Raw genomic sequence first — 24,958 nt, 5'->3', positions numbered from 1 at the left:
AACGATTTATGAAACGTTTACTACAAATCCTCTCGTTTTCGACTTTTATTTTCTTGTTAACCGCGGCGGGATCCTTTGCCCAGGAGTCCGACAGTGAAGCCGATATCGTACTGACCGAGTACAGCGACTACCAATGCCCGGCCTGCGCCTATTACCATCCGGTTGTTGAAAAACTAAAAGAGGAGTTCGGGGATAAACTGAAGGTGGAATACCGTTACTTTCCGCTGAACAGCCATCAGTTTGCGGCACTGGCCGCCCGTGCAGCCGAGGCAGCCGGGAACCAGGGGCAGTTCAAGGCGATGCATGATATGCTGTTCGAGAACCAGGACAACTGGTCGAGTTCTGGGAATCCACAGTCGATTTTTATTGGATATGCAAAGGAACTGGGACTGGATGTCCAGCAGTTTCAAAGTGACCTGAATGCTGCAGAAACGCAAAAAAAAGTGATGGAACAGAAGCAGGAAGGAGTCAATATGGGGGTGAACTCAACGCCCACATTTTTTATCAACGGCATCAAGGTACAGCAGCTTCCACGTTCATACGATCAGTTTAAATCTCTCCTGGAAAGCCAGATGTCGGAGGATGCGTAATCTGTAACGAGTAATAAGTGAGGAGTAACGCTGCTTCTACTGCGCATCACGGGTTACTCTTTACTCGTTACCCGTCACGCATCAATAAGTTAAATGCAGACAGTTAATCCGGAAATTAATGCTTTTGAATAAGGCACGGCCCTTCTTCACCGTTTGCATAGCGTAGTGTTTTTCGGTAATATCATCTTGTTCACTTAGTGACCGCTGTTTGTCGTTAGGAGTGCTTTTTCGCGCAGGCGAAAGGGCTGAGATAAGATCCTCAACACTTGACCTGGTTAGTACCAGCGGAGGGAAACGACACCTCAACTTCAGCCCATCTTCTGCCGGTAAACAGCACTAAATAAAATCACTGCTGTTTATCCATGGAAAAAACACCAGCCAAGACGTATGCCCGGGCACTGACCATCGCGACATCTGACAGCGGGGGCGGTGCGGGGATCCAGGCCGATCTTAAAGCCTTTGCTGCGATGGGGTGTTACGGCATGTCGGTACTGGCCGCCCTGACCGCCCAGAATACCACTGACGTCACCGGTATCCACGCCTTGCCGCCCGACTTTGTGGCCCTGCAGATCGATACTGTTATCAGTGATCTGGGCGTAGATGCTGTAAAAATAGGCATGCTGTTCAACACTCCTGTCATGGAAACAGTTGCGGATCGCCTGGAAACTCATGCTGTTGACAACATAGTGCTTGATCCCGTCATGGTGGCCAAGAGCGGGGCCAGGCTTATTGAAGATGATGCAATTGAAACGTTAAAAGAGCGCCTGTTCCCGCTGAGTACGAATATTACGCCCAACCTGCCGGAGGCAGAGACCCTGCTGGATATCCAAATTGAAGACCGCTCACAGATGGAATCGGCTGCCCGGAAATTGCTGGAGCTTGGGCCCCGCTCCGTACTGCTGAAAGGCGGGCACTTCAGCGACGAGAAAAGCATCGATTGTTTGGTACTGAACGAGAAAGACACCAGCGGCCGGGAGGTGTACTGGTTCCAGGCAGAACGAGTTCATACGCCGAATACCCACGGCACCGGCTGTACCCTTTCGTCAGCCATTGCGGCGGGACTCGCAAAAGGGAAGCCGCTTCCTGAGGCTGTTCAGGACGCCAAAGAGTATATCTCCGGTGCCATAAGAGCAGGCAGCGAATACAGCATAGGCGAAGGTCACGGCCCGCTGCACCATTTTTATCAGTGGTGGCAGTAACGAAAATATAAACTACCTCCATAACTAACTGTTGAAAAGTAAATCCAGATCACAGAATGAAATTCACCGACGAGCTCTGGTCAACTATTGAACCGATGTACGACGCCATCCTTGAACTGCCGTTTATCCGGGAACTGACCGATGGGACACTACCCGAAGATATATTCCTGTTCTACCTGAAGCAGGATACCCTGTACCTGGCGGACTTTTCGAGGGCGCTCTCCCTGGCCGGCGTTCGCTGTGATTCCACAACCCAGATGTACGACTTTTTCAAGTTTGCCAGCGAGGCGGTGGTCGTAGAGCGGCAGCTGCACCAGAATTTTTACGAGCAGTACGGAACGGAGATGAACCCCAAAAAATCTCCCTCCTGCTTTTCATATACCAACTTTCTGCTTTCAACAGCAGCTACAAAAGATAATGTCGTAAATATAGCCGCCTTGCTCCCCTGCTTTTGGATATACCGGGAAGTGGGACTGGAGATCTACGAAAATGCAGCCGAAGAGAATCCCTACCAGGACTGGATCGATACCTACGCGGGAGAAGAGTTCAACAAGAGCGTGGATCGCGCTATTGAGATCACCGACGAGGTAGCGGAGCGTGAATCCAAAGAGCGACTGGAAGAGATGACCGAGGCGTTTGTCAAGTCCACCGAGCTGGAGTGGATGTTCTGGGAGAGCGCCTATCGCAGGGAGCAGTGGCCGTTGCGGGAGGTGTTGGAGGAGGCAGAATAGGCAGTATCAAGCCGAATTAGTGCGTTGAAAGTAAGGCACAACGCCCTGTAAACACCGAGACAGAATACAAATAAAGATTCCAAAATATGAAAATCGGCATTATCGGCGGCGGTATTATCGGACTCAGTATCGGCTGGCAGCTGCTCCGGCGGGGAGCCGAAGTCACGCTGTTTGAGAAGGGCACCGTCGGGCAGGAGGCCAGCCGGGCGGCAGCGGGGATGCTGGCTCCCTACGCAGAAGTGGGGTTCGAGGAGATCGAGCTGATGAAGCTGGGGCAGGAGAGTCTGCGCCTGTACCCGCGCTTTTTGGAGGAGCTGGCCGAAGATGTTGAAAATGTTCCTGAATTCGACCGGTGCGGAACCATGCTGGTGGGCGTCGACCGCGATGATACCGAGCACCTGCAACGACTATACAATTTCAGGGAAGAGCTATCATTGACGGTTGAGATGATAACGGGAACAGAGGCCCGGGAGCGCGAACCACTGCTTTCGCCAAAGATCGTATCGGCCGTGTGGCTGCCGGATGACGCCCAGATCGACAACCGGGCGCTGGTCCGATGCCTCAGGAAGGCGTTTGAATCGCGGGGCGGTCTGCTGCTGGAAAAAAATGCGGTGCAGCAGATTGATCTTGCCGGGGGTACACTTAGAGGTCTTTCAACGGCATCCTCAAATTTTAAGTTTGATAAAGTGATTTTGGCCGCTGGTTGTTGGTCCGGGAAAATTGCCGGCATTCCAGACAAGATCAAACCGCCGATTCGTCCCGTGAAAGGACAGATCATAACGCTTCAACAAACAGATGACTGTGACCTGAAGGGGATCGTGCGATCGCCGCGATTCTACCTGGTTCCCAAAGAGGACGGTACGATCCGGCTGGGAGCCACCAGCGAGGAGAAGGGGTTTGACCAAACACCTACGGCAGGGGGACAGAAGGAGCTCCTGGAAGAGGCTTGGGAGGCGGTGCCTTCCATCTACGACCTGCCGCTGGTGGAGACCATCGCCGGACTCCGACCCGCCAGCCGCGATCATGCGCCCATTATCGGCCAGACTGAGATGGAAGGGCTTTATTACGCCACGGGGCACTACCGCCACGGAATCCTGTTGACGCCTATAACTGTTTATTCAATAGCTGATGAAATTCTGGATGGGACGGTCGCTGAGGTTCTTGAACCGTTTCGCCCCGGTCGTTTTTAGAAAAGAAACCCGAAAATCAAGGATCTATAAAATTATGAAACTGACTGTAAATGGAGACACTGTTAATACACAAGCCAACACAGTGAAAAAGCTGTTGGCCGAGTTTGATGTCGAAGACGATGGAGACAGCAAGGGAACGGCCGTTGCCCTGAATGATTCCGTCGTTCCCAAATCCCAATGGGACCGGCAGCAACTGCATGAAGAGGATCGTATCGAAATTATCCGTGCCACACAGGGAGGATGAGTTGGAATGAAGAATCGCTGATCCAGCACCTGCCCCCGGTTTAAGGTTGTGATTTGGACCAGTAAGAGAAAACGGCATCTGTGTTAAAAATGCTTGCGCTTCAAAATAGCATAGACGGTTTTGCAAAGCCCTCGAATAGAGTATCCTAATCTGACTTAAAAAATTATGAGTAAACTGAAGATAGCAGACAAGGAATTTGATTCCCGGCTTATCGTGGGGAGCGCGCGATTCCCTGATCCCGAGACCATGCGCCGGGCACTGAACGCAAGCGGCACCGAGATTGTGACTGTTGCCCTGCGCCGGGCAAACCTGGAGCGTGACGGAGGGGAGGATATCCTCAGCTATCTCGACGGGGACAACTATTTTATCCTGCCGAATACCGCGGGATGCTATACCGCCAAAGAAGCGGTACTGACCGCGCAACTGGGTCGCGAAGCCCTCGATACCAATTGGGTGAAGCTCGAGGTGATTGGTGATGACGAGACGCTGTTCCCTGATGTTGCCGAGTTGTTGAAGGCGGCTGAACAGCTTATTATGGAAGATTTCGTCGTGCTGCCCTATGCCAATGACGACCCGATTACCTGCAAGAAGCTGGCCGAGATGGGGTGCGCCGCCGTCATGCCGCTGGGAGCGCCCATCGGTTCCGGTATGGGCATCCGCAACCCGTATAACCTGCAGATTATTCGTGAACAAGTGGATGTGCCGGTGATTGTGGACGCCGGGGTGGGTACGGCCTCTGACGCCGCCATCGCGATGGAGCTGGGGATGGATGCGGTACTGATGAATTCGGCCATATCGCAGGCCAGGCACCCGGTGAAGATGGCACAGGCGATGAAACTGGCTATCGAGGCAGGTCGGTTGGCATTTGAAGCTGGACGCATGCCGCGCCGGTTGTACGCCAACGCTTCCAGCCCGATGGAGGGTCGAATTGAGGTCGCGAACACGGATGAGTAGAATGCCCTTCCGATACTACCTCATTACCGATCGGAAAAAATGTGCGCCGCGTCCGCTTGCCGAAGTGGTGGAAAAGGCATGCCGTAACGGGATTAAGGCCGTGCAACTCAGGGAGAAGGATCTTTCCGGCAGAGCGCTGTTTGAATGTGCCGAAAAGCTGCGGGAGATAACTTCAAGATGGAATGCACAATTATTTGTAAACGACCGCGCAGACATCGCCCTGGCCGTGGGGGCTGATGGCGTTCACTGCCGGGAAACCAGCATCTCTCCTGCAGATATTAAGGAGCTCGATTCATCACTGATCATCGGCACCAGCGTGCATTCCGTCGAATCGGCTGTCCGGGCAGAGAGCTGCGGCGCCGATTTCCTGCTGTTTGGTCCGGTGTTTTATACCGCATCAAAAGCGGAATATGGAGCACCGCAGGGTCTTGACAAGCTGCGCCACGTGAGTCAAATCGTTTCGATTCCGGTGTACGCCGTCGGGGGACTCACAACAGGACGTGCTCCGGGATGTTTAAAGGCAGGAGCATATGGTGTTGCCGGAATTTCATCGATTATGGGGGCGAAGGATGTTTCTGCAAAAGTTCAGGAATGGGAACAATTACTATCAACGTTATGAGCAAAGGCTTAAAAGGCATTTATTTAATTACGGATACAATTATTCAACACCGCTTCTCCCATGTGGAACTAGCCATGATGACCGTGGAAGCGGGCGTGCAGATGATCCAGTACCGCAACAAGCAGATGACGGCGCGGGAATCGATCGCTGAGATCAGGGAAATCGCCGAGATAACATCAGGTACTGAAACAACGTTTATCGTGAATGACCGGGCGGATCTGGCCCTGGCAGGCGGGGCCGACGGCGTGCACCTGGGACAGGACGATCTCCCCATTCCCGCTGCGCGGAAGGTGCTTGGAAAGGAGAAGATTATTGGCGGTACATCATCAACAGTTGAAGAAGCGCTGCAGGTGGAACAGGCCGGGGCTGATTACGTGGCGCTGGGTCATATATTCGAAACTACCACTAAACAAAAACACTACCCGCCACGCGGATTGGAAACGCTGCGCGAGGTGGCAGAGGCGGTTTCGATTCCGCTAGTGGCTATCGGAGGCATCACGCTGGAGAACGCCCGGGATGTATTTGAGGCCGGAGCGGATATCATAGCTTTATCCTCTGCCATTTGCGCGGCAGACGATCCGGGTGAGGCAGCCCGCAAGTTTGTAGAAACCGTGTAGCCTGAAACGCTGCTTCGAGAGTATTATAGAGAAGCAGTATGTAGAGCAACAAAAAGGTGTTAAAAAAGGACACGAGCGGGACGCTCGCGCCAGTAGTGTACTGCGTATTCCGTATTGCAATACCAGATATGAATTGAGGAACACTTCCAAATACGCAGTACGAAATAGGTAACTTTTATGCTTATCTTCGCAACGTACAGGACAAACAGTTGCCAATAACCAATTCTTATTAACGAAAAACGATGATTTACGAATTTATCAACCGATCACCGCAATTTGACGACACTGTTTTCGTGGCTCCCAGCGCTGATATTATCGGGGATGTCACTATCGGCAGCCAGAGCAGCGTGTGGTTTAACGTGACGATCCGGGGCGATGTGAACTGGATCCAGATCGGGAAGCGAAGCAATGTACAGGACAACGCCTGCATCCATGTGATGAATCAAACGGGTCCCACAAAGATTGGCGATGAAGTGACAATTGGTCACAGCGCCATGATTCACGGATGCACCATCCACGACCGCGTGCTGATCGGCATAAACACCACGGTGCTGGATGAGGCCGTCATCGAGAGCGATGTCATCGTGGCAGCGGGCAGCCTGGTCCCCCCGGGCAAAACGCTGGAGTCAGGCTATCTCTACATGGGATCGCCGGTGCAGAAGAAGCGGAAGCTGAGCGATGAGGAGATCGCATCCATAAAGAAACACTCTGAAAACTATATCAAGTACTCCCGCGCGTACCAGCAGAAAGATACCTACGATGAAAACCCGTTCTATAGCGCACGGGAACCACAGAATAAAGAATGACGAATATCGAATAATGAAGTTCTTGGTTATTCGATATTCGTTATTTCTTGTTCAGTATTCATAATTTCCATGTCTGGAATTTACCTCCATATCCCGTTTTGCAGGCAGGCGTGCTCGTACTGCGATTTCTATTTCGTAACCCGTACGGGCTACCGTGATCAGTTCGTGAAGAGGCTGATCGAGGAGATCGAATCATACCAGGATACAAAATACACCGAAGAGCCGGTGCGTTCGATCTATTTCGGGGGCGGAACGCCATCGCTGTTAAACGCTGGAGCTCTTGATCGCATCATGAGAGCCCTCCGCAAGACCTTCTTGCTGGAGACCGAAGAAATTACCCTGGAGATGAATCCCGATGATGTGAGCAGGGCCTACCTCGGCGATCTGCTGGATGTGGGAATCACGCGTTCGAGCATGGGCGTGCAGTCGTTCAAGCCGGAGCTTCTGGAGTTCATGAATCGAGCGCACAACCGGGAGGAAGCCCTGGCATGCCTGGAACTGCTCAAATCTACCGGTTTCCACACATTTACGGCGGATCTTATCTACGGCAACCCGGGGCAGAGCCTGCAGGGCCTGGAGGAGGACCTGGAAACGCTGATCAGTTTTGATCCCCCGCACGTATCGGCGTACTCACTGACGGTGGAGCCGAAGACAAAGCTTGGCAGGCAAGTGGAACTGGGGCGGATACAGCCGCCGGGGGATGAGGTGGTTTCGGATCATTATGACCTGGTGGTGGAGCGGTTGGCAGAGGCCGGAATACCGCAATACGAGGTGAGCAACTACAGCAAACCGGGTCACGAGGCGGTACACAACAGCAGCTACTGGCGGCACGAAAACTACCTGGGGCTGGGTCCGGCTGCGCACTCGTTCTGGTGGGACGAAGACGGGGCAGTGCGCTGGAGCAACAAGTCCGATTTGAAAGCGTATCTTGGTGAAGAACTGTCGGCGATGCGGCAACAGAAGGAGCAGCTTACAAAACTGCAGCTGGCTGAAGAGCGTCTGATGCTGGGGCTGAGAACAAGGGAGGGAATTTTAAAGAAGGAACTGGTTAATCGCTATAATTATTCACTTAATGAACGGCAACAGGACTATATCGATCAAAAAGTGGATGAAGGCAAATTTATGGCCGGCAATGAGAGACTCCGCCTTTCAGTCGAAGGTCGAAAAATTGCAGATTCGATTCTGCTGGACATCATTACGATGCACTGATGGATAATGTTGAAGGTTGCATGTTGCAGGTTTTAGACTGTCTATTCACAACTTTCAACCTGAAACCTTTATCCTGCAACATGAAATATTACTTAATAAGCGTCATTTTTTTGACAATAACCTGCTGATCGGTAACCAGCCGGTAAAAATAAACTCCTGAGGCGAGGTTTCGACCATTAAATGGAACATCGTAATAGCCGGCCAGCAGCACTTCATCCTGCAAGGTTGCGACTTTTCGGCCTACAATATCATACACCGCAAGCTCTACATGAGTTTGTTCCGGGAGTCCAAATTCGATCGTCGTACCGGGATTGAACGGGTTTGGATAGTTTTGCGCAAGCTGTATTTCTTCCGGAATCTGAGAAGTGACCGTCAGCTGGTACCCGGTGGAGGTAGTATTGCTGGAGTTGGTCACCACAATGCCTACCTCTTGCAGCGCGTTCCAGTCCCAGTTGGTGGTAATGGTGAGCGTCCCGGAAGCATTGCCGGGCTGGGTCATTGTCCGAACCGAGCCATCACTGAAATAGCCGATCAGGCCAAAGTTGGTAAACGTCGAATCAAACTCGGCCTGCACCTGCACGAATCCCGCAAGCATCGGTTCTTTTCTGGCTGTAATATAGTGAGCCCCAAGCGATGGAATGGGCCGCGGGGTGTTCATGCTGTCGCGCGCAACTATCGTAGCATTGATATTTGGATTGGGGTACTCCTCCTTCTCTTGGAAACCGAAATCCATGATTGAATATTGGTCTCCCGAGGCATAATGCCAGAGATGCGACTCCGCCAGGGCATGTTTAAAACTTTCATCATAATCCTGCTGCAGGGTCATCGTAATCGCCTCCAGCATCATCAGGTAGTCAGGATTCTGCTGATTCTGTTGGGTCTCATATCTCCTTTCAATTCGGTTCCAGACGGCCGGCCAGAACGCATCGCCATATCGCTCCTTGAAATAAATGAACCAGGTTACACCTTCGTAAGAAGCTGGTATAGAGTGGCTGCCGGAATTAAATATACTTGAACTGTAGTAAATATAATTATAATAGTCATTCACATCATCATAAACCACTTCTTCCATAAGTGTAGCATCCATTTCTGACCAACTTTCGCCGTGTGGACTCTGTGAATCGCTAGGCCAATACCATTTACTGTTAGCATACTGAATAGCATGCTTCAACTCATGTGCCACGGTTACTTTAATCGCCCCGGCCTGGTCTCCTTCGGGATCCGTATTCTCCGGAAAACCGTTAAAATTATTGTGAATTACAAAATAAGTTGTAGAATTTGAAGGCCAAGTTTGTCCATAATAGTTGAAATTTTTGAAATAAATATTATACGGTTCTGATGGCCCGATGACCGGATCGCTGTGTCCCAGAGTTTGCACCTCGTGGCGCCATGAAGAGTCGGCTGCCGCCGCAACTTGATCCACATAATCCGGGATGCCATTTTCAGGCTCAGTGTCTCCGGCGGGTACGGCATCCTCTCCATTGGTATCGTAATGAATTTTGAACTTGCCGCTCGGTGAACGGTAGGTGTGCTGTGCCTGGGTGACGTTCTGCACCATGGACTCGATTTCTTGTATGGTGGAGGGTGATAATTGATCTCGGTTAGCCCGGTATTCCCGGATTATCGGCACCCCGCATTTTATTGGATCAGGTGAACTGCTTTTATAGGGTTCGGGAAGAGATTGCAGTTGTAATCCTGCATAAAACTGGAACAGTATTTTTTGATCCAGACTGATCTGTCCACCTTGGTAGTCAGCTTGAATTTTGCTAAGCATCGGGTGCTTCTGGGGATGGATATGCTGGTTGGCTCTGGCCGTCTGCTGGGCAAATACCGTCACGGTAATCAGCCAAAGGAAGATCAGCGAGCTATGGAATTTGAGTGATGAGAACAAATGAAGTGGACAATATTTCTTACAGTTGAATGTTCATTTCTTCCAAAATTACCCTTAATTTTGGGTTTTGCAATAATCAATAAGCTTTAATTCATACGCTTTACAAATTTAACAGAAGCAGGAATATGTACGAGGTCATTCTTTATTACAAGTTCAGGGAGATTGCGAACCCGGAATCATTTTGCGAGCGGCATAAAGCGTTTTGCAAGGAGCTGGGTGTTAAAGGACGAATATATATTGGAGAAGAGGGGATCAACGGCACGCTGGGCGGCACCCCCGAACAGGTGCAGCAGTACAAGGAACACCTGACCTCCATTGAAGGCTTTGACGGCATCGACTTTAAGACCGATACAAGCGATTTTATCCCTTTTGCCAAGCTTAAGTGCAAGACGCGGGATGAGATCGTGGCCCTGCATGAAGAGGGAGTGGATCCCGCGGATGGCGGTAACTACCTGGAACCGCACGAATGGAAAGAGCTGATGGAGTCGGACGAAGACTATATAATGATTGACGTGCGAAATGACTATGAGAGCAGGATCGGTCATTTTGAGGGGGCCATCACGCCGGAAGTCGAAAATTTTTACGAGTTCCCGGACTGGCTGGAGCAGTTTGATGCGCCCAAGAACAAAAAAGTGCTGATGTACTGCACCGGTGGCATCCGCTGCGAAAAATTTTCGGTGCTCATGAAAGAGAAAGGCTGGCAGGATGTGAACCAGCTGCACGGCGGTATCCTGCGGTATGCCCACGAGGAGGGCGGCAAGCATTACAAGGGCAAGTGCTTTGTGTTTGATGATCGACTGGTGGTGCCGGTCAACAAAGACAACCTCGAGCCGATCGCCCGCTGTGAAATTACCGGCAAGGCCGCCGACAGTTACATCAACTGCGCCAACATGGAGTGCAACAAGCTGTTTGTCTGCTCGGAGGAGGGCGCGCGCATGATGGAGGGCTGCTGCAGCGAGGAGTGTCGCCAAAGTGAATATAAACGGCCGTTTGATCCGGAAAACGCCTTCCGCCCGTTCCGAAAGTGGTACAACTATTTTGACGATAATTTTAAAGAGCGGGAGCTGGCAAGTGAGAGGTCAGACGTCAGACGTGAGGCGTGAGACGTGAGATGAGTAAAGTCATTTTTTGGTGGTAACTTTAGAGGCCTTTGCAGAACCTGGTGCCCTGTGTGGTTGTGCTACCGATCTTATATAGCTCATAAGTACAACTCCCTGCGAACGGTGATTCGAATGTTTTGCTAAGGCCTCTTATGACGAATGGGGGAGCGCCTTGCTTGTGTCACCTTTTTGAGCTGGACTTACCCTTTAAAAAAGCCCGTGTTATTGAGGCAAAATGCTTTGGGCGATCCAAAAAAGCGTAGTGCCCGGCATGTTCAATGGTGACCAAAGCAGCGTTTTCAATGCCTTTTTCCATGCGTTCGCCCTGGTAGAGCGGCGTGGCTTCGTCGTCACGGCCCCAGAGGAGCAGCACTTCGTGCGGAATTTCGGGCAGGCAGGATTCCAGGTGCTCTGTGACAGATTTGACAAAGGTCTCCCGCATTACACCTGAAAGCTTCTGGTAGTCGGAGGAACCCAGCCATTTCCACAGTGCGGTTCCACGTAATGCTTGTAACGCCTTTTCCCTGGCCTGGCCGGACAGCAGCAGGAGGGGGGCTTTAAGCGTTTTTGCAAGATACTTTTTGAAGTGGAATTTGACACTTCGTTTGGGTTTCATGCCCGCACCGCCGGTGATCAGCACTTTGTCGACCGCTCGTTTTCCCCATTCGCGGGCACAGAGTTTCAGGGCAATTCTCCCACCGAAGGAGTGAACCAGCAGGTCGACGGGATTCAGATCGAGGGATTTCGCAAACGATTGAACCATATCGGCGTAGTCATCGATCGCCCAGGGGTGAGGGGGAGCCGGGGAATGGCCAAAACCAGGCAGGTCCAGGACGTAGCAGGTGCGGATGTCGGAGAGCATTTCGGCAAGCGGCAGCAGTACCTGTCCACTGGTACCCCATCCGTGCAGCATTACCAGTGGTTTGCCCCGCCCCATTTTTCTGTAGGCGATATCCAGGTGGTTATAGGAGAAAGCGTATTGTGTACTCATGCTTTTATCTGTTGCCAATCACTCGGTATTGCACTAATTACTTCTTTACTGATTCATCAACAATTATACTAGTGTCGTGTCAAGCCCTGGATTCGGCATTACTGGCATAACGCGGATACCACCGATCAGGCTGATCTGCACGCAGATCATTTGAAGGTGCTGTTTGAACAACTACTTTGTGGTTAATCCGCAGCATCAGCCTCACCTGCGTTTCAGTATTCGGTAAGCCCAATGGTTATGGTTCACTGGACACCAGGGTCGGGCTCTCGTTGTCCCTTCGCTGCAGCCAAACATCTCACTAATCTGGTTGTAAAACAAGATTTTTTGTAAGGATCGGCCTTTTGGACGGTCCATAAAAACAAATGGCAAAAACGAAGAGAGGAGAGACCGATGAACAGGAACATATTCTTTTTGTTGGAAAAACTGAGGATAACGCGGCAGGAGCGGGTTACTCTGTCCGTGCTGATAATGGTATTGCTCGTCATATCGCTGGTAAATGTTTTTTTGGAACCACAACCTGCGGCTGAAGCCGGGGATTATGCCGAGATCAAGCGGGAATTTGATCGTAAAACGAAATTGATCGCCCGACAGGAAGCGGAGTTGATGCGCCGGTACAATCCGGGACCGGTGGAAGTGAGACCGGCCGTAACCTCTGCAGATACGATTCCTGTCCCGGAAGATACCACGACTAAGGAACCCGGAAAGGGGGCTGGCAACGATACGACCCGGATCAATATCAATACCGCGAGCGTACAAAAACTGCAGGAGCTGCCGGGGGTGGGACCGGTATACGCCCGGCGAATCGTCGCCTACCGCGACAGCAGCGGGAAATTTCAAACCATCCGCGAACTTGTGAAGATCAAGGGGATCGGGGAAAAACGATTGGAAAACATGGAATCGATGATTGAACTGTAACGTTTTTAAAATAAAAACAAGCAAGTAAACGCGTGGCTCACGACTCAACACCCATTGCGAAACACCCTTTCATCAAATCCTCAATTTCTCCGTCTTCCCGTCACACTTCACCCAAAAACACGTTATATTCGAAAGGTTAAATAAACGTGGGTGTGGTGCTGCATCCGAAAGCTTAAAAAAAGATGTTCGATGTCGAATCGTATTCTCTGGGCTGATGACGAGATCGATCAGCTGAAACCCCATATCATTTTTCTTGAAAACAAAGGCTTTGAAATTGTTCCGGTTACGAACGGGAGTGACGCCGTCACGTTAATCAAGGAGAGAATCTTTGATATCGTCTTCCTGGATGAACAGATGCCCGGCATGGACGGGCTGGCTACGCTGGATAAAATAAAACGGTCGCAACCTTCGCTGCCGGTGGTCATGATCACGAAGAGCGAGGAGGAGTCGATTATGGAAGACGCCATCGGCGGCAAGATATCGGATTACCTGATCAAGCCGGTCAATCCCAACCAGATTCTGCTTACCGTAAAGCGGATTCTGGAACGCAAGCGGATTCGCAATGAAAAATTTGCACAGTCCTATCTCCGCAATTTCAATAAAATTTCGGCGCGTATCCGCGAGGATACCGGCTGGGAGGAGTGGATCAATATCTACCAGCAGTTAACGCGGTGGGAAATCGATCTGGAAGGCAGCGAGGAATCGCTCCGCCAGGTCCTGACCGACCAGTACCAGGAGGCCAACCGGGAATTTGGGAAATATATCCAGCAGGCATACCGTCCCTGGCTGGAGCAGCAGACACCGCAACGCCCGGCGCTTTCGGTGGATATCCTGCCCGAGTACGTGCTCCCCCATGTGGAAAACGATCAAACGACGCTCTTTTTTGTGATCGACTGCATGCGCTACGACCAGTGGCTCGTGTTTGAAAGTTTGCTGACCGACTTTTACAGCATCGATACCGACTTTTACTACTCCATTCTGCCCACCGCCACGCCCTACTCGCGCAACGCAATTTTTTCAGGTCTGTTCCCGCTGGAGATCGAGGAGATCTACCCGGAACTGTGGGAGCAGGGCGATAATGAAAGTTCGCTCAACCAGTTCGAGCATGAACTGCTGGAGCGCCAGCTCGGGCGGCAAAGCATGAACCTGAATTTTAAGTATGAAAAAATTCTGAATGCGGAAGAGGGCCAGAAAATCGCCGACCGCATTCACAACTACACGCAGTCGCCGCTGAGTACATTTGTCTATAATTTTGTGGATACGCTGGTCCATTCGCGGTCAGACTCGGAGGTCCTCAAGGAGATCGCCCCCGACGTACCCGCCTTCCGGTCCCTGACGCGCACCTGGTTTCAGCACTCCTCGCTTCTGCGTATCCTGAAAGAGCTTTCGGAAGAAGAGGTGGTCATTGTCATTACCAGCGATCACGGGGCGGTACGGGCCCTGCGGGATACCAAGGTGTTCGGGGATAAAGACACCTCCACCAACCTGCGATACAAATACGGGCGGAATCTCAAAGCCGAGGAGAGTGCCGCGATCTTTATCGATGATCCCAACTCCTACAAGCTACCGACTCCCAAACTGGTCAATAATTATATTATCGCCAAGGAGGATTATTATTTTGTCTACCCCACCAACTATCACCGGTACCAGAATCGCTATCGCGATACTTTTCTGCATGGCGGAGCGAGCATGGAAGAGATGATTTTGCCTATCGCAACCCTGCGGCCACGGTCAACGCTGTAATCCGATGGAAACAGAAGTGGTAACAACTTCGGAAGAAGAGACCCGCGAACTGGCCGGGCGGTATGCAAAACAGCTGGCGGCCGGGGATGTTGTCTGTCTCCAGGGGCCCCTGGGAGCGGGGAAAACCCAGTTTGTAAAGGGAATGGCGGGTTTTTTTGGGGTGGACCCCCGGGAAGTGCTCTCTCCCACTTATACCCTGATCCACGAATATGACGGAACCCTTCCTATTTTTCATTTCGACTGTTATCGCATGGAAAACCCGGAGGAAGCGCTTGAAATTGGTGCCGAAGAATATTTTTATAGAGAGGGCGTTTCGGTAATTGAGTGGCCTGAAAAAATACGTCCACTCATCCCCGCACATTCCCGATGGATAAATATTGAGCCCCTGGGCCCCCGGGAAAGAAAATTTATATTTGGCAACGAAAAAAAATAATTGGCTATATTTAGGCTCTTATGGGAGCAAATCAACGATTATCATATCGACTCGATCGTCTACCGGTGATTCTTCCGTTTCACCGGAGAGCCAAAAACAATATTCAGCTGGGTGATCTGGTATATTATGGACCCTGCCCGGAATTTTACGGTATCGGAGAGGTGGTTCGCTGTATGGACGGGCTGGCCGTGGTTGACTTTCGCGGAACGGGGCTGCTCAACATCCAGAAAGACGCGCTCTCCATGAAATACCTGATTCCAATCCACAAGCTGAATCTCGGGCACATCCTCAAGAGCACATAGTATTCAAATCCCATCTTCTGATTTATTCCTGGCTGAGATTATTTTTTTAAAAAATTGCCAAGCCACTGTTTTTCCTGTACCTGTTTGGCTGCATATTCAAAATTCCGGATTATGATGGATAACCCGCGGTTTTGAATGTGGTTATTTGAATGTCGGCTTTATCCTATTACTATCTTATCCTGCCAACGAGCCAAAACAGGAAGCTGGTCAGCAGCCCGGGATAAAAGGGTTCAATTCCCCAGAACGTATAGGAATAGGGTTCCTGGTTATAGATGGTGCCCATTGCCAGCCAGAAAAGAGACACGAGAATACTGGTGATCATGGTTAGCAGCACTATCCGGCGGTTAAGCTTGAACAGCGGCAGGTAAACCCCGAGCACGGGGATCAGCAGGCCCGGAATCATGACAGATCCGATCACGTACCACAAGTCGATGACGCTCGGGTAGAGTATAATCAACAAAATGCCGAGTATGGCCGCTATCAACACGCTGAGGCGCGTAAGCCGGTTATTGGGCGTTTCGGGGAAATAGTTGGCCAGGAAATCACGCCCCAGGGTTTGCCCGGAGAGAAACAAGTAACTGTCCATGGTAGACATGATGGAGGCCAGCAGGGCCAGAAAAAAGAGTCCCTTGATACCCAGTGGTAGAATCTCGTTGGCCAGGTAGGGATACACCATTATCGGTTCTCCCAGGTGCGCTCCCAGTATGGCCCAGCCGTACATGCCGCTGAACATCGTCAGGAAATCGAAAAGGGACCACAGCAGGATCGATACGAAAATTCCCTTTTTGGCGGTTTCCGGCGACTCGGCTGCGGCGGCCCGCTGGTGGAAACTGGGATCTACAAACGTCCACAGCGCGATAAAAAACCAGACCAAAATGTATTGGAGATCGTGCCCCCCGGTGATATCGCGGTGGGTGTCAGGGACCTTCCTCCAGAGTTCGCCGATAAAGCCAAACTCCTGAAAGGCGAACAGGAGAAGCAGGATAAAACCGCCAAACATGAGTACAACCTGGAGGATATCGGTCCGTACGACGGCCTTGAATCCTCCAAAACTGACATAAGCTACCGAGAACAGCGCAATGGCGGCCGCATACCATAAAAAGTTGCCGCTGCCTCCGGTCATGTACTGGAAGAGCAGTCCGAGCATCAGGATGTAGGGGGCGGGACTGACAAGCACAAAAATGGGTACGGCGGAAAATCGACCGGCCGTTGCTCCATATGTGTGGCCTATCGCCTCGGGAATGGACAGCGCCCTGTTGAGACGTATTTTCCCAGCCAGGAATACAGCAAAAAGGGCGGAAAACACATAAAAGGGAAATCCGAACAGAAGCCATTGGGAAATACCGTACTGGTAGCTGTATTCTCCCACGCCCAGGATGCCGCCATACCAGGTGGAAACGAGCGTGGCCACAAAAGCCGGCAGCGTCATTTTTCGGCCGGAAAGCAGAAATCCCTCCTCGTCCTGCTTGTCCCAGTCTTTCTGCCAGCTCAGGTAAATGAGCAGGCCAAAGTAGGAAAACAGCAGCAGCCAGTCCAGCGCGGTAAATTGGAGTTCGGTCAATGGTACCTAGTTGGTTAGGGATTATGCCGGTCCAAAGATATTCCTTTGGGGATCATGCTTCAACGCACCGAGGAAGAAATTTTTTGGTGGAGAAATCCGGGTTAGAACTCCTCCATTGTTTCGTCGCCGGCAATAAATATCAACAGGTCACCCGTCTGGTATTCAATTGTAACAGGAGAGGAGACCACCCTGTTGGAAGATCCGTCGCGCACGCCGTTTTCCAGAAAGTCGTTCTGCAGCGGGTATTTTAAGCCCTTTGTGCGTATGCCCTCCACGCGACCGGATAACGGAAACAGCGACACGGTGGTGCCAGGAGGAAGTTCAGTGGAGAAGGAGCGGGGCAGCAGAAAGACCTGCCCGAAGTGATCTTCAAAGACGAGAGACTCGAACCGGCTGTCATATCGCTTGAGAACCGAAAGGTTTTTGAGGGTCTGATCAATTCGCTGGCCGGTAACACCCAGCACGGTAACATGTGATATCCCTCGTTCGGCGGCCAGATCCAGTGCTTTTTCCAGATCGTTGGTATTTTGGTCCGGATCTTTAATCACCTCGAAATCATCATCCGGGCTGGGGGTAAAACTGTCGAGATCGCCCACCACCAGGTCGGGAGCGAACCCGAGCTTTCGCGCAGTGTTGCCGCCTCCGTCAGCAGCAATAAAAAGCGGCGATTCCCGCAGATAGCTTTCCAGCAGCGACGGTTTTGGAGGAAGTCCGTTGCAAAGTACAAGTCCCTTCATAGAGGTGTTTTTTTAGCGTTGTTGTAAAATAAACGAGTTTAAGCACAGTTCTCGTCGTAAAATACAGGAGACAAGTGAATATTTAAGGGGTAAAAATAATTGCTTTCTTCAAGGCAATGCCTTTTTTTAATAAGCTTATTTTTCTTCCATTTACGACTATTTGCAGCATGTTTAAAAAACTGATACAGAGGTTACAAGAGTATCAAACGGTGGGGGTCTTTTCCCATATACGTCCTGATGGAGATTGTATTGGATCGCAAATCGCAATGTGTCTCTGGCTGGAAAAAAATGGTATCAAGGCGTATGCATTTAATGACGACCCCGTGCCGATGAATCTGGAATGGCTTACCGAATTCTATAAGATTCAGAAACCGGAAGAAAAGGAGCTGAAAGAGTGCGAGGCCTTTGTATTGGTTGACGGGAACTCTCCCCCCCGGTTTGGAACCTATTCGGATTATATCCAGGATGATCCCAAGCCCACCTTTATGATCGATCATCACCCGGATCCCAAAGACGGCTTCGATATGAGCATCTCTGTGGAGGAGGCCTCTTCTACTTGTGAGCTGATATTTCACGTTTTCTTGCAGCAAGATATCAATCAGCTGGATGAGCAGGCGGCAAAGGCGTTGTATACGGGCATCCTTACAGATACCGGCTCGCTCCAATATGACAGCGTGACCCCGGAGACGCTGAATATCAGTTCAGAACTGCTGAGACTGGGAGGCTTTCGCCCCAATGAGGTAGCTGAAAAGGTGTTTTCGCACAAGACGATCAACCAGTTGCGCCTGCTGGGAATGGCCATTGGAACTATTGAGCTGTACGAGGACAATCAAATTGCGATTATGTGCGTTACCGAAGAGATGCTGGAGCAGACCAATACCACCAACGACGACACCGAAGGCTTCGTGGCCTATCCGCTGAGCGTGGCCGGTATCAAGGCAGCGGTGCTGTTCAAGGCGCTGGGCGACGGGGTGAAGATGAGCCTGCGCTCAAAAAGCAATGAAGTGGATGTCAACAAGTGGGCGCGCGAAATTGGTGGTGGAGGGCACAAAAAAGCCTCGGGGGCGTGGCACCCCGGTCCCCTGGAGAAAACCATCAAAGAGGTGGTGGAGATCGGCTCCAAGCAGCTTGTACATATTGACAAGTCCTAAAACAAGTGGTAGAGACATGGTACGAACCCTGTTCATTACACCTGCTGTATACCTGTTGATATTTTCTTTTATAGCATGTCAGCCTCAAAAAGGCCAGGAGCCTGCCCCGGGTGCACAGAAGGAAACGGTACAGTCCGTTCAGGATAGCAGTCCCCAAAAAATGCAGACGATTGCTGCGGGAACGACGGCTGTTCCGACCGGGACCGGGGGAAGTCGGCCTGCCGGTTCGAACACACTGACACCCCAACAGGTGGATTCCACAGTTTATGCATCGCGCCATAATGCCATTACGCGAACGGTGCGTGAGGTGAGCCCGGCCGTAGTAAGTATTACGGTAACCGAAGTGGTGCAGGGCGGGCGCCGGCTGGCGTTTGACGAGTTCTACGGTTTTTTCCTGGCCCCGCAGGAGCGGGAATTCAACAGCATGGGCTCCGGTTTTATCATCAGTAAAGACGGGCTTGTGGTGACCAACGAGCATGTGGCCGGCCAAAATGCCAAGAAAATAGTGGTGTCGCTGCCCGATGGCTCCCAGCACGAGGCCAAGCTGCTGGGCTCCGATGAGCTGGCGGACCTGGCCCTGCTGAAAATACAGTCTGACCGCGAATTTCCGCATATGAATTTCGGGGACTCCGACCAGGTGATGGTGGGGGAATGGAGTATAGCTATTGGCAATCCATTCGGCCTTTTTGAGGCGGCCCAGCCTTCGGTAACGGTGGGTGTGGTCAGTGCCACGCGGCGCGATTTTCGGCCAGATCCGAACGAACCACGCGTCTATATGGATATGATTCAAACGGATGCCGCCATCAACCGCGGAAATTCCGGGGGACCGCTCGTGAACAGCCAGGGTGAAGTAATCGGGGTGAACACCTTCATCTATACCGGGGGAACCAGTGGCGGGAATGTGGGACTCGGATTTGCGATTCCCAGCAACCGTGTGGAAAAAATTATTGACCAGTTGTCGCGATCCGGGGAGGTGAAACTCAGCTACAATCCCGGTTTTGAGACGACGCCCATGACCTATCGCATTGCAGCCCAGTACAACCTGCCCGCCATTATGGGGCTGCTGGTGACCAGCGTAAACAAGGATGGCCCGGCCTACGAAGCGGGAATAATGCCGGGAGATATCATCCTGAAAATTGGCGACAACCGGGTGCACAGCCAGATGCACGCCCAGGCCCTGATGCGTGAATTTGAGGAGGGAGACACCATGAAGCTGGAGCTGATGCGCAAGAACAAACGCTACGAAGCCGAGATGAAGCTGCGGCAAAAAGTAGATAGCACGCAGAGCAACAGGTAGCTGTCTGAGGGTTAAATTACTTTGTTTATGATTTTACTATCTTGCCGGGCAACGATCCGGGATGACGACCAACCTCACCGGGTAATGCAGAAGTTGCTTATACTATTGCCAGTAAACCCGGGTCTCACAATATTGCACTACCTGAACCCGAGGTTACCATTACAGGCCCAGATCAAGTATTGTTAGGAATTGTTTTTACATTTTGGCAGGCTGATGTGAGTGATAAGCCTACTCCATTTAGTGATGCTCGGGAAGTGGCCACGCTAACTGTCTTAGAGACCTCCAAGGTTTCCAAAACCTTGGAGGTCTTTTTCCTAGTCTTTTTTATTCAAAAACTTTTCTACACGCGTATGGTGACGCTCATCTTCCCAAAGCCGGGCAAACGGCTGTATTTCCTGTTCGATGGCTTTCCATCGAGCTTCGGAGAAAGCAAGGGCCCCCTGTTTTAGCGTTTTTATGTAATCGCGATCATTTTTACACATTTCTTTCGCCCAGTCATACGTCTGTTCTGTCCGTTCGTCGGGAGGGCAAAGGCGGTCAATCAAGCCGTAATTCAACGCTTTTCCCGCATCGATTTCTGCTGTTTCGGCCAGCCAGCGCAGGGCTGTTGAACGTCCGACTTTTTCCACCAGTCGCGTAAGTCCGCCCCAGCCGGGCGGCAGGTAGAATTTTCCCTGGCTGAAATGGAATGTGGCATCAGCGGAGGCGATCCGGAAGTCAAAAGCGAGCATAAGCTCCCACCCGCCGCCGTAGGTTGAACCATTGATGGAAGCGATGGTCCAGCAGGGCAGCCGTTCGATCCGCTTGAGTATGGCCCCCATGCGGCGCGCCATCTGTTCGGCTTCATCTGCTGATTTGATCCCGTGAAATTCCTTGAGATCTCCTCCCGAAACAAAGAGATCCCTGCCGGCCCCGGTAAGGACAAATGCACGCATCCGACTGTTTTCAAGATGATCTAACACCCTTTCGAGCTCGTCCATAAGCTCAAAATTGATGGCATTCATCGCCTCGGGGCGCTGAATGGTGGCCGTTAGAATGTGCTCATAAGCTGTTACATCCAAAGTAGTCGACATCAGGCTATCTTGGTTTGTGAAGTTTCATAAATGATTTTGGGTTAAGTTAGGGATCATGTAAGTTGAGTTTGGAAATTTTGTTGAAAATTATTTAAATCAGAAGTCAAAGGCCTAAATTCTCAATTCCAACGGTTATACAATTGGTTGTAGATAAAGCGAAGATCAACCGCACATTGTCACCCAAACTTGTGGATGCGCGGGTTGCCCAGGTGTTTAACACATTTAAAAAAGTGCTGGTAACCTCCTCTTTTGGAACGACGTCAGCGGTATTGCTGCATATTTTAAGTCGCGTAAAACCGGGATACCCTATCTACTTTATTGATACCGGGTACCACTTCCAGGAAACGCTGGAGTATAAAGAGCGGCTTACCCAGCTGCTCGACCTGAATGTGGTGGACCTCCATCCGGACTCCTCCAAGCATCAGTTGACAAGGGAAAAGCAGCTTTGGGCAAGTGATCCGGACGAGTGCTGCAGGATAAACAAGCTCGAGCCGCTGCAGGACCTGAAGCAACAGTTTTCAATCTGGATGTCGGGTCTTATCGGGTACCAGAACCGGTACCGCAGCAACCTTGATATCGTCATCGAAAAGACCGAGATGCTGCGCTGCTACCCACTTGTAGACTGGAACAAGAACATGGTTGATGAATATATGGAGATGTACGGGCTGCCGCGGAATCCGCTGCAGCAGCAGGGCTACTCTTCGGTCGGATGCACGCACTGCACGGTTCCCGCCGAGGGCAGAGACGGACGCTGGTCTGACATGGAAAAGACAGAGTGCGGGCTGCACCGGTAATACCTTGTAATATGCAGCCACCAACGAGTTAACGCTTTTCCGGGTTTATCCATCGAGGTATTTATCTATACCGTCCCTCATCCGGATGTTTCAGGTCTCTTCCTCCTCGATATCGTAACTGATCGACTGGTCCTGGGTTTCCTTGATAAGCCACCGGAGGTACTCGTCATTGCCCTCCTGCTCGGTGAGAGTCAGTGATACCACGCAGGGACACTCGTAGCTGTGCAGTTGTTTAACCCTTTTGGTGAGGGGTTTTACATTGTGGTAAGGGGTCTTGGCTATCAGGATCGCTTCTTTTGCCTCCTCGATATTGCCCTCCCACCGGTAAATGGATTCCATGCCGTCTATAATATTTACGCAGGCTGCCAGTTTCTCTTCGACAAGGGCCCGGCCAATGGTTCGGGCTTCATCTCGGTCTTTGGTGGTAATGTACACCAGGCGCAGGTTGTAAAACATACCGGGTTATTTGAATTGAGGCGATTCGATTCACGGGAAATTACAAAATAGATTGTAATGTCTCATCGCCTTTATTGGTAAATCCGAATGATATAAATAAAGTATGTGTTGAAATGAGATCGAAAAAGTCGTAGTTTTTGTGGCTTTTAGACTACCGCAGAATGTTTAAGCTGTTTTCTGTTTTTAAACATGCGAGAGTGGCGGAATTGGTAGACGCGCTAGATTTAGGATCTAGTGCCTTTTTGGCGTGGGGGTTCGAGTCCCCCCTCTCGTACTCTCGTCTGCCGTGAATGCATCAACAAAAATTAAGTAAGTAGAAAATACGAGGAGTAAATTTAAGTGGATATTTCAGTAGAAGATATAACTTCCGTTGACAAGCAGGTGAAAATTTCTGCCACACGAGAAGACCTGGCCCCCAAATTTAATGAAGCCTACAAGAAGTACCAGGGCCAGATTAACATGCCCGGCTTCCGCCCCGGTAAAGTGCCGATCCAGCTCATTAAAAAGCGCTTTGGCGATGAAATTGAGGAGGAGGAGATCGGCAAATATGTACAGGAAATTTTTGAGAATGAAGTTGTGCCCGAATACGAGCCTGTCGGCGAAAGCCAGATGGTAGAGATGAGCTGGGAAAATGATGAGCTGGAAGCGGTGTTTAAAATTGGTGCGCGACCTGAATTTGAACTTGCCGACTTAAGTAAGATCAAGGTCGACAAGATGGTCCATGATGTAACGGATGAGGAAGTCCGGGAAGAGGTAGAGCACCAGCTTCAGCAGCAGGGCGACTGGGAACCGCTCGACGAGGGCGAAGAGGTTACCGAAACCTGCCGTGTGTCTGTGCAGGCTATTCCTGTTGATGAAGATGGAAACCCGGACGAGGAGAATAAGGCCAACGAAGTCATTGACCTGAACCAGGAGGAATCGGAGCAGTTCAGGGAAGACCTGCTGGGACATACGGTTGGCGACGAAGTGGATGTCGAAATAGGACATGGCGATCATTCGCATCATTTCATATTGAAAATTCTGGAGATCGAAAAGCCGAACAAGGCCCGCCTCACCGACGAGTTTGCCAAGCAGCAGACCAACGAAGAGGCCAAGAACGTGGATGAGTACAAGAGCCTGATTAAAAGCCAGATTCAGGATTATTATGATCAAAGCGCCGATGATCTGTTCAAGCGCGACCTGGTGGATGCAATGGTGGAAGCGCACGAATTTGAAGTACCCGAAGTGTTTATCGAGCAGTTTAAGAATCAATATGTGGAACGCGTAAAACAGCAAAACCAGGGACAGCTGCCGCCCGACTTTGACCCCGAGGAGTACAAGGAGGGGCTGGGAGACCGTGCCGAGCGGGATGCCAAGTGGTTTTTTATCAATGAAAAGCTGCAAGAAAAATTTGACGATATTGAGATAAAACCCGATGATATAGATGAGCATCTCTCTGCACAGGCGGCCCAGTACGGTATCTCTGTCGACCAGATGAGGAACATGTTTGCTCAGAATCCGCAACAGCTCGAAAATCTCCGGAATAGTATCAGGGAAAACAAGGTTTTTGACAGACTCAGTGAAGAAATCGAGGTTGAAGAGATCTCCAAAGAGGAGTATCAGGAAGCATACGATGAAAAGATGAAGGCTGCCGAACAGGCCGAAGATGAAGCAGAACAGGAAAACTCTTCCAATATTGTTAGTTAAGCTATGAACAAACAACCACTTTTTGAGTTACCCGAAATGGGCGATACGCAACGAATTCAAAACAACAATTTAGTCCCGATGGTCGTAGAAACGACCAACCGGGGAGAGCGGGCCTATGATATCTACTCCCGTCTGCTCAAAGACCGGATTATTATTCTGGGAACCCCGGTCAACGACGCCGTAGCCAGCTCCATTGTAGCCCAGATGCTGTATCTGCAGGCCGAAGATCCCGAAAAGGATATTAATTTGTATATTAACAGTCCGGGCGGTGTTGTATCATCCGGTTTCGCCATTTACGATACCATGCAGTATGTAAGTTGTGATGTGGCCACTACCTGCGTGGGTATGGCGGCATCGATGGGTGCGGTGTTGCTTGCTGCCGGTCAAAAAGGCAAGCGCAACATCCTGCCAAACGCCCGGGTTATGATTCACCAGCCACTCGGCGGGGTGCAGGGGCAGGCCAGCGACATCGAAATCGAGGCTCAGGAGATTATCCGTATCAAAAAGCTTATCAGTGAAATTCTGGCCGACCACAGCGGCAAGGATCCGGAAGAAGTAATGGAGGATACCGACCGCAACAAGTGGATGAGTGCCCAGGAAGCCGTAGATTACGGGCTGATAGATAACGTAATGAAGAACGAGAAGAAGAAGGAATCCTCTTCGTAAGAT

Annotated in this window: 26 protein-coding genes, 1 tRNA gene and 1 riboswitch; of the genes, 21 read left to right on the top strand and 6 right to left on the bottom strand. The window is 50.9% G+C overall.

Going from position 1 to position 24,958, the window contains the following annotated elements:
- Window positions 1–8 precede the first annotated feature (8 nt).
- From ACG2E4_RS03500 to hemW, 10 genes are all read left to right on the top strand, one after another.
- On the top strand, window positions 9–590 hold the full coding sequence (locus ACG2E4_RS03500) for a DsbA family protein (protein WP_395275721.1): 582 nt from the start codon (window positions 9–11) through the stop codon (window positions 588–590).
- Between the two features lie 206 nt (window positions 591–796).
- Window positions 797–900, top strand: a riboswitch (TPP riboswitch).
- A 52-nt stretch (window positions 901–952) separates the two neighbouring features.
- On the top strand, window positions 953–1,789 hold the full coding sequence (gene thiD / locus ACG2E4_RS03495) for a bifunctional hydroxymethylpyrimidine kinase/phosphomethylpyrimidine kinase (RefSeq protein WP_395257434.1): 837 nt from the start codon (window positions 953–955) through the stop codon (window positions 1,787–1,789).
- A gap of 56 nt (window positions 1,790–1,845) precedes the next feature.
- Complete coding sequence (gene tenA, locus ACG2E4_RS03490) at window positions 1,846–2,520, top strand: thiaminase II (RefSeq protein ID WP_395275720.1); 675 nt, start codon at window positions 1,846–1,848, stop codon at window positions 2,518–2,520.
- Between the two features lie 86 nt (window positions 2,521–2,606).
- A complete protein-coding gene (thiO, locus tag ACG2E4_RS03485; protein ID WP_395275719.1) occupies window positions 2,607–3,710 on the top strand; it encodes a glycine oxidase ThiO in 1,104 nt (367 codons plus the stop codon).
- A gap of 34 nt (window positions 3,711–3,744) precedes the next feature.
- On the top strand, window positions 3,745–3,954 hold the full coding sequence (gene thiS / locus ACG2E4_RS03480; protein WP_395257428.1) for a sulfur carrier protein ThiS: 210 nt from the start codon (window positions 3,745–3,747) through the stop codon (window positions 3,952–3,954).
- Window positions 3,955–4,119: 165 nt separating this feature from the next.
- Entirely contained in the window at window positions 4,120–4,908 is a 789-nt protein-coding gene (locus tag ACG2E4_RS03475) for a thiazole synthase (RefSeq protein WP_395275718.1), read from the top strand.
- Window position 4,909: 1 nt separating this feature from the next.
- The gene (gene thiE / locus ACG2E4_RS03470) at window positions 4,910–5,527 is read left to right on the top strand and encodes a thiamine phosphate synthase (RefSeq protein ID WP_395275717.1); all 618 of its coding nucleotides are present in this window, start codon (window positions 4,910–4,912) and stop codon (window positions 5,525–5,527) included.
- Complete coding sequence (gene thiE / locus ACG2E4_RS03465; RefSeq protein ID WP_395257422.1) at window positions 5,524–6,144, top strand: thiamine phosphate synthase; 621 nt, start codon at window positions 5,524–5,526, stop codon at window positions 6,142–6,144. The genes thiE (ACG2E4_RS03470) and thiE (ACG2E4_RS03465) overlap by 4 nt, the downstream gene beginning before the upstream one ends.
- Window positions 6,145–6,386: 242 nt before the next feature.
- Window positions 6,387–6,950 (top strand): gamma carbonic anhydrase family protein, encoded by a 564-nt coding sequence (locus ACG2E4_RS03460; protein ID WP_395275716.1) that lies wholly within the window; start codon window positions 6,387–6,389, stop codon window positions 6,948–6,950.
- Between the two features lie 69 nt (window positions 6,951–7,019).
- A complete protein-coding gene (hemW, locus tag ACG2E4_RS03455; RefSeq protein WP_395275715.1) occupies window positions 7,020–8,159 on the top strand; it encodes a radical SAM family heme chaperone HemW in 1,140 nt (379 codons plus the stop codon).
- Between the two features lie 88 nt (window positions 8,160–8,247).
- On the opposite strand, the gene ACG2E4_RS03450 is transcribed toward hemW, so the two are convergent.
- Complete coding sequence (locus ACG2E4_RS03450) at window positions 8,248–10,050, bottom strand: MXAN_6640 family putative metalloprotease (protein ID WP_395275714.1); 1,803 nt, start codon at window positions 10,048–10,050, stop codon at window positions 8,248–8,250.
- A 125-nt stretch (window positions 10,051–10,175) separates the two neighbouring features.
- Here ACG2E4_RS03450 and ACG2E4_RS03445 point away from each other — a divergent pair, with 125 nt between their 5' ends.
- On the top strand, window positions 10,176–11,153 hold the full coding sequence (locus ACG2E4_RS03445; protein WP_395275713.1) for a rhodanese-related sulfurtransferase: 978 nt from the start codon (window positions 10,176–10,178) through the stop codon (window positions 11,151–11,153).
- 178 nt (window positions 11,154–11,331) lie between these two features.
- On the opposite strand, the gene ACG2E4_RS03440 is transcribed toward ACG2E4_RS03445, so the two are convergent.
- Complete coding sequence (locus ACG2E4_RS03440) at window positions 11,332–12,141, bottom strand: alpha/beta fold hydrolase (RefSeq protein ID WP_395257412.1); 810 nt, start codon at window positions 12,139–12,141, stop codon at window positions 11,332–11,334.
- A gap of 390 nt (window positions 12,142–12,531) precedes the next feature.
- Between ACG2E4_RS03440 and ACG2E4_RS03435 the strand changes: the two genes are divergently transcribed.
- The 4 genes from ACG2E4_RS03435 (at window position 12,532) to ACG2E4_RS03420 (ending at window position 15,534) form a co-directional block, all read left to right on the top strand.
- A complete protein-coding gene (locus ACG2E4_RS03435; RefSeq protein WP_395275712.1) occupies window positions 12,532–13,056 on the top strand; it encodes a ComEA family DNA-binding protein in 525 nt (174 codons plus the stop codon).
- Window positions 13,057–13,245: 189 nt separating this feature from the next.
- A complete protein-coding gene (locus tag ACG2E4_RS03430; RefSeq protein ID WP_395257408.1) occupies window positions 13,246–14,799 on the top strand; it encodes a response regulator in 1,554 nt (517 codons plus the stop codon).
- A 4-nt stretch (window positions 14,800–14,803) separates the two neighbouring features.
- Entirely contained in the window at window positions 14,804–15,232 is a 429-nt protein-coding gene (tsaE, locus tag ACG2E4_RS03425; RefSeq protein WP_395257406.1) for a tRNA (adenosine(37)-N6)-threonylcarbamoyltransferase complex ATPase subunit type 1 TsaE, read from the top strand.
- Window positions 15,233–15,252: 20 nt separating this feature from the next.
- Window positions 15,253–15,534, top strand: coding sequence for a hypothetical protein (locus tag ACG2E4_RS03420; RefSeq protein ID WP_310688321.1), 282 nt, complete (start codon window positions 15,253–15,255; stop codon window positions 15,532–15,534).
- Between the two features lie 169 nt (window positions 15,535–15,703).
- Here the strand turns inward: ACG2E4_RS03420 and ACG2E4_RS03415 are convergent, their stop codons facing one another.
- Both ACG2E4_RS03415 and ACG2E4_RS03410 read right to left on the bottom strand, forming a co-directional pair.
- Entirely contained in the window at window positions 15,704–17,095 is a 1,392-nt protein-coding gene (locus tag ACG2E4_RS03415) for a sodium:solute symporter (RefSeq protein ID WP_395275711.1), read from the bottom strand.
- Window positions 17,096–17,196: 101 nt separating this feature from the next.
- Window positions 17,197–17,832, bottom strand: a complete 636-nt coding sequence (locus ACG2E4_RS03410) for a thiamine diphosphokinase (RefSeq protein ID WP_395275710.1) — start codon at window positions 17,830–17,832, stop codon at window positions 17,197–17,199.
- A 116-nt stretch (window positions 17,833–17,948) separates the two neighbouring features.
- Between ACG2E4_RS03410 and ACG2E4_RS03405 the strand changes: the two genes are divergently transcribed.
- On the top strand, window positions 17,949–18,983 hold the full coding sequence (locus tag ACG2E4_RS03405) for a bifunctional oligoribonuclease/PAP phosphatase NrnA (RefSeq protein WP_395257400.1): 1,035 nt from the start codon (window positions 17,949–17,951) through the stop codon (window positions 18,981–18,983).
- Window positions 18,984–18,999: 16 nt separating this feature from the next.
- Window positions 19,000–20,280, top strand: coding sequence for a S1C family serine protease (locus ACG2E4_RS03400; protein ID WP_395257398.1), 1,281 nt, complete (start codon window positions 19,000–19,002; stop codon window positions 20,278–20,280).
- Window positions 20,281–20,594: 314 nt separating this feature from the next.
- Here the strand turns inward: ACG2E4_RS03400 and ACG2E4_RS03395 are convergent, their stop codons facing one another.
- A complete protein-coding gene (locus ACG2E4_RS03395; protein ID WP_395275709.1) occupies window positions 20,595–21,353 on the bottom strand; it encodes an enoyl-CoA hydratase/isomerase family protein in 759 nt (252 codons plus the stop codon).
- A gap of 140 nt (window positions 21,354–21,493) precedes the next feature.
- Here ACG2E4_RS03395 and ACG2E4_RS03390 point away from each other — a divergent pair, with 140 nt between their 5' ends.
- On the top strand, window positions 21,494–22,147 hold the full coding sequence (locus ACG2E4_RS03390) for a phosphoadenylyl-sulfate reductase (protein ID WP_395275708.1): 654 nt from the start codon (window positions 21,494–21,496) through the stop codon (window positions 22,145–22,147).
- A 90-nt stretch (window positions 22,148–22,237) separates the two neighbouring features.
- Here ACG2E4_RS03390 and cutA read toward each other — a convergent pair whose 3' ends face one another.
- A complete protein-coding gene (gene cutA / locus ACG2E4_RS03385) occupies window positions 22,238–22,603 on the bottom strand; it encodes a divalent-cation tolerance protein CutA (protein ID WP_395257392.1) in 366 nt (121 codons plus the stop codon).
- A gap of 191 nt (window positions 22,604–22,794) precedes the next feature.
- Between cutA and ACG2E4_RS03380 the strand changes: the two genes are divergently transcribed.
- The 3 genes from ACG2E4_RS03380 (at window position 22,795) to clpP (ending at window position 24,955) form a co-directional block, all read left to right on the top strand.
- Window positions 22,795–22,877, top strand: a tRNA-Leu gene (locus ACG2E4_RS03380).
- A 65-nt stretch (window positions 22,878–22,942) separates the two neighbouring features.
- Window positions 22,943–24,289: a trigger factor gene (gene tig, locus ACG2E4_RS03375; protein WP_395275707.1), complete on the top strand. Its 1,347-nt coding sequence runs from the start codon at window positions 22,943–22,945 to the stop codon at window positions 24,287–24,289.
- A gap of 36 nt (window positions 24,290–24,325) precedes the next feature.
- Window positions 24,326–24,955, top strand: coding sequence for an ATP-dependent Clp endopeptidase proteolytic subunit ClpP (gene clpP, locus ACG2E4_RS03370; protein ID WP_395275728.1), 630 nt, complete (start codon window positions 24,326–24,328; stop codon window positions 24,953–24,955).
- Window positions 24,956–24,958: the final 3 nt, after the last annotated feature.

The organism is Halalkalibaculum sp. DA384 (assembly GCF_043951955.1).
Taxonomy (GTDB): Bacteria; Bacteroidota; Rhodothermia; order Balneolales; family Balneolaceae; genus JAMQKA01.
This window is presented reverse-complemented; position numbering and strand designations above follow the sequence as displayed.

What these genes read in the sequence shown, in the direction of transcription:
- ACG2E4_RS03435 (WP_395275712.1), top strand. Translation starts at nt 12,532, where the DNA reads ATGAACAGGAACATATTCTTTTTGTTGGAAAAACTGAGGATAACGCGG.
- ACG2E4_RS03395 (WP_395275709.1), bottom strand. Translation starts at nt 21,353, where the DNA reads ATGTCGACTACTTTGGATGTAACAGCTTATGAGCACATTCTAACGGCC.
- thiE (WP_395257422.1), top strand. Translation starts at nt 5,524, where the DNA reads ATGAGCAAAGGCTTAAAAGGCATTTATTTAATTACGGATACAATTATT.
- cutA (WP_395257392.1), bottom strand. Translation starts at nt 22,603, where the DNA reads ATGTTTTACAACCTGCGCCTGGTGTACATTACCACCAAAGACCGAGAT.
- ACG2E4_RS03500 (WP_395275721.1), top strand. Translation starts at nt 9, where the DNA reads ATGAAACGTTTACTACAAATCCTCTCGTTTTCGACTTTTATTTTCTTG.
- ACG2E4_RS03460 (WP_395275716.1), top strand. Translation starts at nt 6,387, where the DNA reads ATGATTTACGAATTTATCAACCGATCACCGCAATTTGACGACACTGTT.
- ACG2E4_RS03400 (WP_395257398.1), top strand. Translation starts at nt 19,000, where the DNA reads ATGGTACGAACCCTGTTCATTACACCTGCTGTATACCTGTTGATATTT.
- tsaE (WP_395257406.1), top strand. Translation starts at nt 14,804, where the DNA reads ATGGAAACAGAAGTGGTAACAACTTCGGAAGAAGAGACCCGCGAACTG.
- hemW (WP_395275715.1), top strand. Translation starts at nt 7,020, where the DNA reads ATGTCTGGAATTTACCTCCATATCCCGTTTTGCAGGCAGGCGTGCTCG.
- ACG2E4_RS03475 (WP_395275718.1), top strand. Translation starts at nt 4,120, where the DNA reads ATGAGTAAACTGAAGATAGCAGACAAGGAATTTGATTCCCGGCTTATC.
- ACG2E4_RS03420 (WP_310688321.1), top strand. Translation starts at nt 15,253, where the DNA reads ATGGGAGCAAATCAACGATTATCATATCGACTCGATCGTCTACCGGTG.
- clpP (WP_395275728.1), top strand. Translation starts at nt 24,326, where the DNA reads ATGGGCGATACGCAACGAATTCAAAACAACAATTTAGTCCCGATGGTC.
- thiE (WP_395275717.1), top strand. Translation starts at nt 4,910, where the DNA reads ATGCCCTTCCGATACTACCTCATTACCGATCGGAAAAAATGTGCGCCG.
- thiS (WP_395257428.1), top strand. Translation starts at nt 3,745, where the DNA reads ATGAAACTGACTGTAAATGGAGACACTGTTAATACACAAGCCAACACA.
- thiO (WP_395275719.1), top strand. Translation starts at nt 2,607, where the DNA reads ATGAAAATCGGCATTATCGGCGGCGGTATTATCGGACTCAGTATCGGC.
- ACG2E4_RS03405 (WP_395257400.1), top strand. Translation starts at nt 17,949, where the DNA reads ATGCCTTTTTTTAATAAGCTTATTTTTCTTCCATTTACGACTATTTGC.
- thiD (WP_395257434.1), top strand. Translation starts at nt 953, where the DNA reads ATGGAAAAAACACCAGCCAAGACGTATGCCCGGGCACTGACCATCGCG.
- tenA (WP_395275720.1), top strand. Translation starts at nt 1,846, where the DNA reads ATGAAATTCACCGACGAGCTCTGGTCAACTATTGAACCGATGTACGAC.
- ACG2E4_RS03445 (WP_395275713.1), top strand. Translation starts at nt 10,176, where the DNA reads ATGTACGAGGTCATTCTTTATTACAAGTTCAGGGAGATTGCGAACCCG.
- ACG2E4_RS03440 (WP_395257412.1), bottom strand. Translation starts at nt 12,141, where the DNA reads ATGAGTACACAATACGCTTTCTCCTATAACCACCTGGATATCGCCTAC.
- ACG2E4_RS03430 (WP_395257408.1), top strand. Translation starts at nt 13,246, where the DNA reads ATGTCGAATCGTATTCTCTGGGCTGATGACGAGATCGATCAGCTGAAA.
- ACG2E4_RS03410 (WP_395275710.1), bottom strand. Translation starts at nt 17,832, where the DNA reads ATGAAGGGACTTGTACTTTGCAACGGACTTCCTCCAAAACCGTCGCTG.